General features: G+C 66.1%; 13 protein-coding genes and 1 tRNA gene. 4 read left to right on the top strand and 10 right to left on the bottom strand.

The annotated features are described in order from the left end of the window. Window positions 1-38: 38 nt before the first annotated feature. The 7 genes from LRS11_RS13415 to LRS11_RS13385 all read right to left on the bottom strand — a co-directional run bounded on the left by LRS11_RS13415 (window position 39) and on the right by LRS11_RS13385 (window position 8,133). Complete coding sequence (locus LRS11_RS13415; RefSeq protein ID WP_409519731.1) at window positions 39-842, bottom strand: MOSC domain-containing protein; 804 nt, start codon at window positions 840-842, stop codon at window positions 39-41. Between the two features lie 78 nt (window positions 843-920). Then, window positions 921-1,847, bottom strand: coding sequence for a chemotaxis protein CheV (locus LRS11_RS13410; RefSeq protein WP_182834719.1), 927 nt, complete (start codon window positions 1,845-1,847; stop codon window positions 921-923). A gap of 89 nt (window positions 1,848-1,936) precedes the next feature. Beyond that, window positions 1,937-2,833 carry a lipid kinase YegS gene (yegS, locus tag LRS11_RS13405; protein WP_260493470.1) on the bottom strand — a complete coding sequence of 299 codons (897 nt, stop codon included), beginning with the start codon at window positions 2,831-2,833 and terminating at the stop codon, window positions 1,937-1,939. Between the two features lie 66 nt (window positions 2,834-2,899). Beyond that, entirely contained in the window at window positions 2,900-3,313 is a 414-nt protein-coding gene (locus LRS11_RS13400; RefSeq protein WP_260493469.1) for a hypothetical protein, read from the bottom strand. Between the two features lie 66 nt (window positions 3,314-3,379). Then, window positions 3,380-4,939: an FGGY-family carbohydrate kinase gene (locus LRS11_RS13395; RefSeq protein WP_260493468.1), complete on the bottom strand. Its 1,560-nt coding sequence runs from the start codon at window positions 4,937-4,939 to the stop codon at window positions 3,380-3,382. A gap of 18 nt (window positions 4,940-4,957) precedes the next feature. After that, window positions 4,958-6,532, bottom strand: a complete 1,575-nt coding sequence (locus LRS11_RS13390; RefSeq protein WP_260493467.1) for a glycerol-3-phosphate dehydrogenase/oxidase — start codon at window positions 6,530-6,532, stop codon at window positions 4,958-4,960. Window positions 6,533-6,534: 2 nt separating this feature from the next. Further along, on the bottom strand, window positions 6,535-8,133 hold the full coding sequence (locus tag LRS11_RS13385) for an FAD-binding oxidoreductase (protein WP_260493466.1): 1,599 nt from the start codon (window positions 8,131-8,133) through the stop codon (window positions 6,535-6,537). Window positions 8,134-8,259: 126 nt separating this feature from the next. Between LRS11_RS13385 and LRS11_RS13380 the strand changes: the two genes are divergently transcribed. Next, window positions 8,260-9,288, top strand: coding sequence for an AraC family transcriptional regulator (locus LRS11_RS13380; protein ID WP_260493465.1), 1,029 nt, complete (start codon window positions 8,260-8,262; stop codon window positions 9,286-9,288). 29 nt (window positions 9,289-9,317) lie between these two features. On the opposite strand, the gene glp is transcribed toward LRS11_RS13380, so the two are convergent. Continuing rightward, window positions 9,318-10,514, bottom strand: coding sequence for a gephyrin-like molybdotransferase Glp (gene glp / locus LRS11_RS13375; RefSeq protein WP_260493464.1), 1,197 nt, complete (start codon window positions 10,512-10,514; stop codon window positions 9,318-9,320). Then, entirely contained in the window at window positions 10,511-11,050 is a 540-nt protein-coding gene (moaB, locus tag LRS11_RS13370; RefSeq protein WP_260493463.1) for a molybdenum cofactor biosynthesis protein B, read from the bottom strand. Before moaB ends, glp begins: the two co-directional genes overlap by 4 nt. Before the next feature lie 65 nt (window positions 11,051-11,115). Here moaB and mobA point away from each other — a divergent pair, with 65 nt between their 5' ends. The 3 genes from mobA to LRS11_RS13355 all read left to right on the top strand — a co-directional run bounded on the left by mobA (window position 11,116) and on the right by LRS11_RS13355 (window position 12,211). Continuing rightward, the gene (gene mobA / locus LRS11_RS13365; protein WP_260493462.1) at window positions 11,116-11,715 is read left to right on the top strand and encodes a molybdenum cofactor guanylyltransferase MobA; all 600 of its coding nucleotides are present in this window, start codon (window positions 11,116-11,118) and stop codon (window positions 11,713-11,715) included. A gap of 78 nt (window positions 11,716-11,793) precedes the next feature. Next, window positions 11,794-12,015 carry a YgdI/YgdR family lipoprotein gene (locus LRS11_RS13360; protein ID WP_260493461.1) on the top strand — a complete coding sequence of 74 codons (222 nt, stop codon included), beginning with the start codon at window positions 11,794-11,796 and terminating at the stop codon, window positions 12,013-12,015. Window positions 12,016-12,134: 119 nt separating this feature from the next. Then, window positions 12,135-12,211: transfer RNA gene (locus LRS11_RS13355), tRNA-Pro, on the top strand. Between the two features lie 112 nt (window positions 12,212-12,323). Here LRS11_RS13355 and LRS11_RS13350 read toward each other — a convergent pair. After that, on the bottom strand, window positions 12,324-12,860 hold the full coding sequence (locus tag LRS11_RS13350; protein WP_260493460.1) for a methylated-DNA--[protein]-cysteine S-methyltransferase: 537 nt from the start codon (window positions 12,858-12,860) through the stop codon (window positions 12,324-12,326). Between the last annotated feature and the right edge of the window lie 35 nt (window positions 12,861-12,895).

The following is a 12,895-nucleotide window of genomic DNA, read 5'->3' as shown; positions in this document are numbered from 1 at the left end:
GGAATGGCTACCGAGAAAGCCCCCGGATTGCATCCGGGCTACTCCAGCACTTCCACTGACATGCCGACCTGCAATTCGCCGATACCACGCGGCAACAGGTTCTGGCCGAAATACACCTCGCCTTCGCGCTCGCGGTAGGTCTTCAGGGTGGTCAGCGGCTCGCGGTCGGCGCTACGCTCGCCGGTCTGCGGGTCGATGGTGGTCAGCACGCAGCGGCTGCAGCCCTTGGCCACCTCGAATTCCAGCGCACCGATGCGGATACGCTTCCAGCTGTCCTCGGCAAAGGCCGCGCTGCCCTGCACCACCAGGTTTGGGCGGAAGCGCAGCATCTCCAGCGGCCGGCCGACGCGTGCCGACAGGTCGTCCAGCGAAGCCTGGCCAATCAGCAGCAGCGGAAAACCGTCGGCAAACGCCACCTTGTCGCCGGGCTGGGCATAGCCGGTATCAACCTGCCGTGCGCGGCTTTCCGGCACCTGCACCAGGCGGCAGGCACGGCCGATAAAGGAGCTCAGCCACTCGGCGGCGGCATCACCGGCATCCGGCACGCGCAGGCTGTCGCGCCAGACGGTCACCCCGCGCAAGTCGCTATCGGCCTCCGGCAGCGGCACATCCAGGCTGTCATGCCCCGGCGCGCTGAGGGTCAGCCCGCCCGCCGCATTCCACAGCGCCGAGAGCTGGCTCATCTGCGGCAACAGGCGCTGGGTGAGGAAACGGCCACTGCCCTCCTCCACCAGCATCCAGCGCCGATCGCCGACCACGCCCAAGGCATCCAGGCGCACGCTGGCCAGGCTTTCGGCCTTGCCTGACTTGAGTGGGTAGCGATAGAGGGAGGCGAGTTGCATGACCGGCATCCTTGAGGGAAAGATGCCGGTTATACGGCGAGCACGCGACCAGCTCAAGCCCGTCGCGCCAGTGGCAGCTTATTCGTCGAGCTGCAGGCGCTCGCGAATCACATCGACCAGCTTGTCCGGCTGGAACTTGGAAAGGAAGTTGTCGCAGCCGACCTTCTTCACCATGGCCTCGTTGAAGCTGCCGGACAGCGAGGTGTGCAGCACCACGTAGAGGTCTTTCAGGCGCGGGTCGTTGCGGATCTCCGTGGTCAGGCGATAACCGTCCATTTCCGGCATTTCCGCATCGGTGAAGATCATCAGCAGCTTGTCGGTCATCACCTCGCCGCTGTCCGCCCACTTCTTCAGCAGCTGCAGGGCTTTGAGGCCGTCGCTGGCCGAATGCGTACGCAGGCCCAGCTGCGACATGGTCTCGCGCAGCTGATTGAGGGCCACGGTGGAGTCGTCCACCAGCAGCACTTCGCGCCCCACGGCCTTGGCCAGCAGCGGATCGGCGAGTTTCTCGTCGGAAACCTTGGTGCTCATCGGCGCGATTTCCGACAGCACCTTCTCCACGTCGATGATCTCGACGATCTGGTCGTCGACCTTGGTGATCGCCGTCAGGTAATGCTGGCGACCGGCGCCACCGGGCGGCGGCAGGATGGATTCCCAGTTGAGGTTGAGGATGCGATCCACGCCACCGACCAGGAAGGCCTGCACCGAGCGGTTGTACTCGGTGACGATGATGGTGCTGTTCTCGCTCGGGGTAATCGGCCGCATGCCGATGGCCTGGGACAGGTCGATCACCGGCAGGGTCTGCCCGCGCAGGTTGACCACGCCGCAGACGTGCGGATGGCGCTGCGGCATCAGGGTCAGCTTGGGCAGCTGCAGGACTTCCTGGACCTTGAACACGTTGATGGCGAACAGTTGCCTGCCAGCCAGACGGAACATAAGGATTTCCAGGCGGTTCTCTCCCACCAGTTGGGTGCGTTGATCCACTGAATCGAGAATGCCGGCCATTACGCGCTCCTGTTAACTAAATCGAGTCTAGCCAGTGTATCGGCCAGTTGCGGGCTAAATGAAAGCATATGGCCAGGCGCCATCATGCATCAGCCAAGCAGCAGTGGCGAGCCCGCCGGCAGGTGGACGCGCAAGGCGCCCGGGCGGACGGCAAAGCGCAGGCGCCGACTCTCCAGGGGCTCGCCATCGAGGTTGATATCCAGCCCCTCTGCCGCCTCGACCTCGACCCAGGGCAAGCGCGCGCTGACCGATACCGATTCGAGACCGAGAATGCCGCCGGACAGCAAGGTGCCCAGGGTGCCGACCAGATCCTGCGGTGCCGGCACGATGCAGATATCCAGCAAACCGTCATCCACCAGCGCCTGTGGACACAGCAAATGACCACCGCCGGCCTGGCGCCCATTGCCGATGCCGAGGGCGAGAAACTCACCTTCCCAACTGAAATCCGGCCCCTGGAAACGCCCGAACGCCGAATGCACCTCGGAGAAGCGCGTCAGCCCAGTGAGGAAATAGGCCGCACCACCGAGCAGTTTCTTCAGGTCTTCCGAGGTATTAGCGGTGATCTTCGAACCAAAACCACCGGTGGCCATATTGAGGAACAACTGGCCATCCACTTCACCCAGATCGATGGGCCTGGGCCGCTCATCCAGCAGGGCCAGGGCCTCGCCCGGCAACAGGGGGACGCCCGCCGCCCGGGCAAAGTCATTGGCCGTGCCCAGCGGCAGCAGTACCAGGGAAGCCTGGGTATCACTGAGCGCCATGGCTTCGGCGACATCGCGCAGGGTGCCATCCCCGCCACCGGCAATCAGAGTCGAATAACCGGCGGCCAGCGCCTCGTCGACCAGGCGCGCGGCGTCGCCAGCTTCCCAGGTCAGGCGCACGGCCAACTCCCAGCCGGCCTCACGCTGCGCCAGCACAGCGGCGCGTACTTCTTCGTTGAGGGCCTGCTTGCCGTGCAGGATCAGCAATGCCTTGCGTTCGCTCATGCGACACCCTCTTCTTCACCCATTCGAGTACAGCAGACCAGGTCGATAGCATGAAAGTGCTGGCGACTACCCCCGAGCGCCGAATAGGCCGACAGAATAGCCGGCCTGTTTAAGGAAGCGGGTGGCGCGAGCATTGATCACGAGAAGAATGATTAGATTGATCGTTGGCAGGAATAGACAGAACACATGAAAGGCCCGGGCCAAACGGCTGCGCCCCATGCCAGCACCTACTTTTAGAATGCCGATAATGGCAAGAACCAGACAGCACACCGGAACCACCAGTGAAGCGATGGACAAGGCCTCAACGGTCACCTTTCCAGCGTCTTGCGCAGCAATCACAGCATAAGCACCAATTAGCAGCAGATAGAGACCGAGAGCCGAGATCATAAACTTCTGCCCGCTCACGACTCGCTTGATCTGCAAACTGGACTCGTCGGTTTCTGCGAGTGCTGTTTTAGGTGCCGCGTAAGGGTTATCCATTGTGATCCTCCATGAAAAGTGGTCGACAGACGCTAACCATCCGCCCACCAGCTGTCCATAGCAGTGTCAGGCCGGGTAGCCGGTGATCTCGCGAATACTGCGGTACAGAGGGCGCAACTGCTGGTACATGCGCAGATAGACCTCGCGGTACAGCCGCTCGTAGACCTGCACCGCCTGCGGGTTGGGCTGGAACACCTTGCCCACGCGGGTCATGGCCGCGATGGCGGTGGGGAAGTCCGGGTGCAGACCGAGGCCGACCGCACAATCGATGGCCGCACCGAGGCCGGAAGTCTCGTACAGGTGCGGGCGCTCGGCCGGCAGGTTGAAGATGTCGGCGGTCAGTTGCATGGCCGCATCGCTCTGCGAGCCGCCGCCGGAGATACGCAAGCGACTGATGCGGGTGCCCGAGCGCTTCTCGATCTTCTCCTTGCCCTGACGCAGGCCATAGGCCAGGCCTTCGAGAATGGCGCGATAGAGGTGCGCACGGGTGTGCACGTCACCGAAGCCGATGATCGAGCCCTTGGCTTCCAGGCCCGGCTCACGGATGCCCGGCGACCAGAACGGCTGCAGCGTCAGACCCATGGAGCCGGGCGGCACGCTGTTGACCAGCTCATCGAACAGGGTTTCCGCCTCCACCCCCAGCTCCAGGCCACGCTGGCGCTCGGCGTGGCCGAACTGCTCCTTGAACCAGCTGACCATCCAGAAGCCACGGAAGATCATGACCTCGGTGTTGTAGTGGTCGGGAATCGCCGCCGGATAGGGCGGGATCAGTGGGATGGTTTCCAGGTAGGTCGAACGCGTGGTGTTGATGGTCGCCGTGGTGCCATAGGACAGGCAGGCCGTGCTCGGCTCCACGCCGCCGGCACCGATCACCTCGCAGGCCTTGTCCGAGGCCGCGGCGATCAGCGGCAGGCCTGCGGGGATGCCGGTATGCCGGCTGGCCTCGGCCGTAATGCAGCCCAGGCGCTCACCCGGCTTGACCAGCTCGGGCAGCATCGACGGCCGGACCGGGATGGCCTGCCACTTCCAGTCGCTGGGTTTGGCCCAGCACAGGCGCTTGTAGTCGAACGGCAGGTAGGCCACGCAACTGCCCACCGAGTCGGCGAAACGGCCGCTCAGGCGATGGGTGAGAAAGCCCGACAGCAAGAGGAACTTGTGCGTACGCGCCCAGATGTCCGGCTGCTGCTGGGCAATCCAGTTGGCCTCGGCCTGGGCGCGAAAATAATCCACCGTGGCCTCTTCGCGGATCAGCTTGAACAGCCAACCCCAGGGACCCTTGATGTGCCCGGCCACCTCGGCGCGGCGCTGATCCAGCCAGAGAATCGCCGGGCGCAGCGGTTTTCCGGCCTCGTCCACGTTGATCAGGGTGCCGCGCTGGGTAGTGACGGAGACGCCGGCGATCTGGCCCTTGTCGATCTCGACGCTGGCCCACAGCCGCCGGCACGCCTCGCCGAGGCTGGCCCAGTAGTACTCCGGGTCCTGCTCGGCCCAGCCGGGGTGCTCCGAGTAATAGGGCTCAAGCTCGACCTTGCCTTTGCCGAGCAGGTTGCCGGCCAGGTCGAAGAGCAGCGCGCGCACGCTCTGGGTGCCGTTATCGATGGCCAGCAGGTAGCGTTGTTCGGTCACGTCGGTTTCCACGGCAGGTCACGGCAGGCTGTAGCAACGGCGCCACAGCTCCAGATAGCGTTGTTGTTCGGTGTCCCAGCGCGCATCGCTCCAGCCCAGGCGCGGTTGGCACAGGGCACGGATACGCGGCAGCTCGGCGGCGGCACCTGCGGCCAGGAGCAAGCCGATGCGCGTGCGGCGCAGCAACAGGTCGTCCAGGTGCAACACCAGCTCGTCGTCGCAGGCCTGGACCAATTCGGCCCACAGGGTGTCGCTGGCGCCGATGCGTGCGTTACCCAGCTCGTCCAGCAATGCCGCCAGACATGGCAGCGCCAGGCCATGGCGGCCGGCCAGGCGGCGCTGCTGGGTCGCACTCAGGCCCGGCAGCAGCAGCGGCGCTGGCCGCTGAAACACCGGCTGCCCGACATCCTCGACCGTCTTGCCGGCAAAGGGCGCGCAGGCGCGCAGCACCTCCAGGGCCAGCAGGCGGAAGGTGGTCAGCTTGCCGCCAGCCAGGGTCACGCAGCCGGGCTCGATCCACAGGGCGTGTTCGCGCTTCTCGTCCGATGGTTTGCTGGTGGGTGCCGCGTCTGCACTGACCACCGGCCGCACCCCGGCCCAGCTCGACAGCACATCGTCCCGTGCGATGCCGGCCGCGGGGAAGACCTGGGCACAGGCGGCCAGCAGATAATCGACCTCCTCGCGGGTGATACGCGCATCGCGGTTCAGCGCCTCGTCATGGTCAAGATCGGTGGTACCGATCACCGTGGCACCTTCCCAGGGGAAGACGAATACCGGGCGTTGATCCTGGCCGTGCATAAAGCTGATCGCCTGCGCCACCGGCAGGCGCCAGGCCGGCAGCAGCAGGTGGCTGCCACGTAGCGGGCGGATATGTTCGAGGCCATCCCGGTGGCGCAGCTCATCGGCCCAGGCACCTGTGGCCTGGGCCACCACGCGGGCACGCAAGGCGTAGCGCTGGCCGGACTCGCTGTCCTCGGCCTGCAGCCCGACTACCCGGCCATTGTCGCGAGTCAGTTGGACCACCCGCAGACCGTTCAGCGCCTCGCCACCCTCGGCTCGCGCCTCGCCCAGCACGCGCATGACCAGACGCGCATCGTCGGTCACCGCATCAGTGAACTGGGTGGCACCCAGCAGTTGCTCGTCCTGCAAACCGGGAGCGAGAAAGCGCAGCTCGCGCAGTGGCTGATAACGGTGCAGGCGCTGGCCGGCCAGGGCGTCATAAACACCGAGCAGCCCACCGAAGACCTTGGGCCCGGGAAACTGCCCGCGGTAATGGGGGAACAGGAACGGCAGAGCATCCACCAGCCCCGGCGCCTCGCCGAGCAGGCGCTGGCGCTCGCGCACCGAGTCGCGGGTCAGGCCGAGCTGGCCCTTGGCGATATAGCGCAGGCCGCCATGCACCATCTTCGAGGAACGACTGGAGGTGCCCCAGGCGAAGTCGCGCTGTTCCAGCAGCAGGCATTTCCAGCCGCGCCGCGCCGCCTCACGGAGGATGCCGGCGCCGCTGATGCCGCCACCGACGACGATCAGGTCCCAGTCGCGCGCCGCCAGTTCGGGCAGCGCCGCCTCACGCCAGGCGGCGTTCCAGGCCATATTCAGTCTTCCAACAGCACGCCGGGAGCCAGGCGCCCATCCGGGTCAAAATGCTGCGCCATGCTCCTCAGCGCGGCGATACCCAGCGCGCCCTTCTCCGCCTGTAGGTACGGTGCATGGTCACGACCGACACCATGCTGGTGGCTGATGGTGCCGCGGTTGTCGGCAATCGTCCGGCTGGCCGCCTGCTTGAGCTTGCTCCAGCGCGCCAGGGTCTCGCCGTAGCTGCTGCCGGGACGGAACACGTAGGTGGTGTAGATGCTCGAACCCTGGCCGTAGACATGCGACAGGTGAGTGAACACGTGCACCCGCTCGCCCTCCTCGCTCAAGCCATGGCGCAGGCTGTCCTCGACCTTGTTCAGCAGGTTGTCGACGTTGCTCCAGTCGGTGGCGGTTTCCAGGGTGTCCACCGCATAACCGGCCTCCCACAGGCCATGCCGCAGGTAGGGGAAACGGAAGCGGTTTTCCGCCCACTTCTTGCCCAGCAGAGTGCCGGTGAACACCCCGCCGAACCCCTTGAGCAGGCGCTTGGCCTGTTTCACCGAGAGCGCGTTCTGCGCGCGGTTGCCGGTGACGCCGAAGGTCAGCATGCACTTGCCGGCACGGGCGCCACGCAGGGCCAGGTATTTTTCCAGCCAGGCGATCTGCTCGGGGTGGCCGGCCAGGGCCAGCTGGGTCTCGGTCTCGATGGCGTTGGACAGGCGCAGCATCGACAGCGGCACGCGCGCCTGCACCAGGGCACGGATGCCGGCCAGGGCCTGCTGCCAGCTGGGCAGGAACACGGCAAAGAACTTCTCCTGCTCGGCCAGTTTGGTGACCCGCACCTTGACCTCGGAGATCACCCCGAAGCGCCCTTCCGAACCGAGGATCAGCTCGCGCAGGTCGGGACCGGCGGCCGAGGCCGGGAAGGTCGGGATCTCCAGGGTGCCGGCAAAAGTCTCGACCTTGCCGCCGGCGAACAGCTGCTCGATGCGTCCGTAGCGCAGCGACTGCTGACCACTGGAACGACTGGCGACCCAGCCGCCGAGAGTCGACAGTTCCCAGGACTGCGGGAAGTGACCGAGGGTGTAGCCGCGGGCGCGCAGTTGCGCCTCCACCTGCGGCCCGTTGGCGCCGGGGGCGAAGGTGGCGATCAGGCTGCTCTCGTCGAGGTCGAGCAACTGGGTCATGCGCTCCAGCGACAGGGTCAGCACCGGTTTCTCGGACTCGACCGGGTTGATATGCCCGGCCACCGAGGTGCCACCGCCATAGGGGATCAGGATCACGTCGTGCTGGCGGGCCCAGGCCAGCAGCTCGCGGATCTGCGCCGGCGTTTCCGGCAGGGCCACGCCATCGGGGAACACGCCGAAGTCGCCGGAGCGCATGGCCAGCCAGTCCGGCAGGCTCTGCCCACGGGCATGCCGCACACGCACCTCGGCGTCCAGGCAGACCAGCGGATGGCGAGCGAGCAGACGCGACACCGGCACCTGGGCCAGCACCTGCGCCAGGCTGGCATCGGCCAGCGCCTGGCCCGTGCCGACCCGCGCCTCAAGGAAGGCGCCGCCATTAGCCGGCAGCACCACCTGCGTGGCCTCGTCACCCCATCCGTTCCAACGTCGCATCTGCCGCTCCCCTGTGTGTTCCGCTGACCATCGATGGGTGCCTATACTAGCCGGCCGCGTCATCCGGTCACTGTCAGATCGGGACAGCGGTTATCGCCAATCAAGACAAGCAGAACAACAAGAACCATGCTGACCCTTGGCTATACCTCGGTTCCCGCCCTGATCAAATACCTGCGCCATGCCGAGCGCCTCGGCCTGGACGTGGAAGCCGTGCGCACCGCCGTCGGCATCAGCGCCGAAGACCTGGCCGACAACGGCAAGCGCATCCCCAGCGAGCTGCACGAGCGCCTGCTCAGCCACCTGCTGGAAGTCTCCGGCGACCCGCTGTTCGGCCTGCGTTCGGCGCAGTTCGTGCAGCCCGGCTACTGGAGCGTGCTCGGCTACATCACCATGAACTGCGCCACCCTGGGCGAAGCCATGAGCCGCATCGTGCCCTACGAGAAACTGGTCGGCGACATGGGCACCAGCCAGCTGCTGGCCGCAGGCGACCACGTCAAGCTGGTCTGGAACTGCCGCCACGAACGCCCGGACATTCGTCGGCACATGGTCGAGGGTGTCCTCGCGTCGTGGATGCTCTATGCGCGCTGGATCGCCGACATGGACAAGTCGCCGCGTGAGGTGTGGATGGAGCACGCCCGCCCCGACGGCACCACCCAGGCCGATTACGAAGCGGTGTTTGGCTGCCCGGTGCTGTTCGAGCAGGCCTGCAACGCCCTGCTGGTACCCATGGATTACCTGGCCATCCCCCTGCGCCAGGCCGATGCCAACCTGCTGCGCACCCTGGAAGAACACGCGCTGACCCTGATGGCCGGCCTGGACGACAACGAGCCGCTGCCGCAACGGGTAAAGAACGCCCTGCGCCTGCTGCTCAAGGACGGTTTGCCGCGCAAGGAAAAGGTCGCCGAGAAGTTCCACATGACCGTGCGCACCCTGCAGCGCCATTTGCAGAACGCCGGCACCAGCTACCAGGAAATCCTCGACCAGCTGCGCCAGGAACTGGCCGAGCACTACCTGCTGCGCAGCGACCTGGCGATCGAGGATATCGCCAGCTACCTGGGCTTTACCGAGGCGCGCTCGCTGCACCGCAGCTTCAAGGCGCGCACCGGCATGACCCCGGGCGAGTACCGCGAACGGCACAAGGGCAATCCGCTGTAGCGCGGGGCAAGTCGCAGGCTGCGCCCGCCCTACCCCAGCAGCTCGCACAGCGGAATAAAGCGCAGCAGCTCGCCTTCGGCATAAGTCCTGTCTTCCAGCACTTCCACCAGGCCATCGGCCCAGGCGGCGCTGCGCAGCACGCCGGAACTCTGGTTCGGATAGAGCACCGCGCGGCCGCCTTCGAGGCGCGCGCGCAGGTATTCGCGACGCTTGCCGGCCTTGCTCCAGACGAAACCGGCCGGCACCTGGATGGCCAGCGGCTCGACCTCGACCACACCCAGGCGCCGTAGCAGATAGGGGCGCGCCAGCAGGCCGAAAGTGACCAGGGTCGAGGCCGGATTACCGGGCAGGCCGATCACTGGCACACCGCGGTAGTGGCCGCAGGTCAGCGGCTTGCCCGGCTTGATCGCCAGCTTCCACAAAGTCAGCTCGCCGTCTTCCTGCAGCACCTGGCCGAGGAAATCCGCCTCACCCACCGACACCCCGCCGGTGGACAGGATCAGGTCGACATCGGCCAGCGCCGTCAGGGCATCACGGGTGCGCTGCAGGTCGTCGGCGAGGATGCCGGCATCCACCACCGCGCAACCGAGGCGGCGCAACCAGGCGCACAGCAGGCTGCGATTGCTGTTGTAGATCTGCCCCGGGCCCAGCGGCAGGCCAGGCTCGATCAGCTCGTCGCCGGTGGACAGCACCGCGACCCGCAGTCGGCGCCGCACCGCCAGCTCGGCACGGCCAAGGGAAGCGGCCAGGCCCAGTTCGACCGGGCCCAGGCGCGTGCCGGCTGCCAGCACTTGCTCGCCGGCGCGGGTTTCCTGGCCCTGCGGCCGCACGTTCTGCCCCGCCCGTAGTGGCTCGCTGAAACGCACTCGGCCATCGGCCAGCACTTCGGCGTTTTCCTGCATCTCCACGCAGTCGGCCCCGGCCGGCATCGGTGCGCCGGTAAAGATTCGGGCACAGGTTCCCGGCTGCAGCGACGCGGGCGCCTGGCCGGCGAGGATGCGCTGGCTGACCGGCAACGGCTCACCGCTGCAATCGGCCAGGCGCAGGGCATAGCCGTCCATGGCGCTGTTCGGCCATGGCGGCAGGTCCAGAGTAGCGACCAGCGCCTCGGCCAGTACGCGGCCATCGGCATCGACCAAGGGCACGTTCTCGCACTCGCCAATCGGCGCCGCCGCAGCCTGGGCCAGCAGGCGCGCCAGGGCGTCCTCGACCGGCAACAGGCTCATCCGCGGCTCTCGCAGGCCCCGACCGCTTTGAGGTGCGGCACGAAGTTGCAGGGCCGGTGACGGTTGTCCAGTTGCTCGGCGAGGATGCCGTCCCAGGCGGTGCGGCAGGCATTGGTCGAACCCGGCAGGCAGCACACCAGGGTGCCGTTGGCCAGGCCGGCCAGGGCGCGCGACTGGATGGTGGAGGTGCCGATATCGGCCACGGAAATCTGCCGGAACAGCTCGCCGAAACCATCCACCTGCTTGTCCAGCAGGCAGCGCACGGCTTCCGGAGTGCTGTCGCGGCCGGTGAAGCCGGTGCCGCCGGTGATCAGCACCACCTGCACCTGATCCTCGGCGATCCAGCTGGCGACCTGGGCGCGGATCTTGTACAGGTCATCCTTCAGCAGCACCCGCGCGGCCAGGGTGTGCCCGGCGGCGCTGAGGCGATCGACGAACAGCTGGCCCGAGGTATCGGTCTCCAAGCTGCGGGTATCACTGACGGTCAAAACGGCGATATTCAGCGGCACGAATGCCGCCTCGGCCTTGTGGCTCATGGCGCAATCCGGTTGTGGCGAAAACAGGCCGGTGTTATATCACAGGCCCCAGCCAGAGCACCGCCATGACCGACTCCAGCCCCCTTCCCGCCTGCTCCATCCTGCTCCTCGCCGGCGGTCGCGGGCAGCGCATGGGCGGCCAGGACAAGGGCCTGCTGGACTGGTGCGGGCAACCGTTGATCGCCCATCTGCACGCCGTGGTGCGCCCGCTGAGCGACGACCTGATCATCTCCTGCAACCGCAACGCCGAGCGCTACGCGGCCTACGCCGATCAGTTGGTTGCGGATGACGACGGCGAATTCCCCGGCCCGCTAGCCGGCATCCGTGCCGGTCTCCAGGCCGCCCGCCAACCCTGGCTGCTGGTCCTGCCCTGCGATGCCCCACTGATCGATGCCGCCCTGCTGCAGGCCATGCGCGCCCGCGCCGCCGAACAGCCGGACAAGCCATTGCTGATCCGTCGTGGCGAGCAGTGGGAACCATTGTTCTGCCTGCTGCCACGCAGCCTCGCCGATGCCATCGAACAGGCCTGGCAAGCCGGCGAGCGCAGCCCGCGGCGCCTGTTGCTGCAGCTCGGCGCCCAGGCCTTCGACTGCGGCGAAGACGATCCGCGCCTGGCCAATCTGAACACCCCCGAGCTATTAGCGGCGAGCGCACCGCGAGGCTGACAGGCACTTTTTTGCGGAACTTGCCCAGCACCGCCCCGTCAGAAACCGGGTACCCACCTGAAAAGACGGGAGAACCCCATGACTCGACAAATCCTTGCCAGCCTGTTTATCACCCTCGGCCTCAGCACCCTGGTCGGCTGTGCCACGCCCAGCGTGATCACCCTGAATGACGGCCGCGAAATCCAGACCGTGGACGCGCCGGAATATGACGACGAGGCGGGTTTCTACGAGTTCGAACAGCTCGACGGCAAGCCGGCCAGAATCAACAAGGACGAGGTACTCAGCGTCAAGGAACTGTGAGCCTTCACCCCGCTCCCGCAGTGGCTGTTCAAGGACCTGAGCAACCACTGCGGGAACAAAAATGTTCGCGCTAACCCCTTGTGCAGCAAAACCTTTTCGGTACAATGCGCGCCATTGAACGGAGCGTAGCGCAGCTTGGTAGCGCGTCTCGTTCGGGACGAGAAGGTCGCAGGTTCGAATCCTGTCGCTCCGACCAAATTCCCGAAAGTAGAAAACTCAGCGAGTGATCTACTCCGAAAACCGGCCCCCAGTGGCCGGTTTTTTCGTTTCAGCCCCGCCCATACATTTCACTGCCTGGTGGCACAACGCTAAAGCATGAGTGACTGCTGTCGCGTGATCGGCACACCTTCCAGCTCGAGCAGGGCCAGCTTGCGCTGCAGACCGCCGGCATAGCCGGTCAGGCTGCCATCGGCACCGATGATGCGGTGGCACGGCACAATGATCGAGATCGGATTGAGCGCATTGGCCCGGCCGATGGCCCGCGCCGAAGTCTTGTGTGGCAGCAATCGCATACCCAGCTCGGCATAGGTCAGGGTGACGCCATAAGGCACCTGGCGCAGATGGCGCCAGGCCTCATGCTGATAAGGCGTGCCACGCGGCGCCAAGGGCAGATCGAAAACCCGGCGCTGACCGGCGAAGTATTCGTCGAGTTGCCGGGCCACTGCGGCCACCGCCGCCGTATCGCGCTGCCAGGTATAACCATGCCACTGCGCAGGCACATGCTCGTCAGGCAAAAAATCCAGACGCAACAACGCGCCCTGCTCATTCAACAAAGCCAGCATCGGCCCCAGCGGGGAATCGAACAGGTCGCCGCAGACCATTTCCTGATCAGTTGTTCTCGGCATAGGGCCTCATGCTGTCGGGGCGCTTCACTGGATTA

The sequence above is a fragment of the Pseudomonas sp. J452 genome (genome assembly GCF_024666525.1).
In the GTDB taxonomy this organism is placed as follows: Bacteria; Pseudomonadota; Gammaproteobacteria; order Pseudomonadales; family Pseudomonadaceae; genus Aquipseudomonas.
This window is presented reverse-complemented; position numbering and strand designations above follow the sequence as displayed.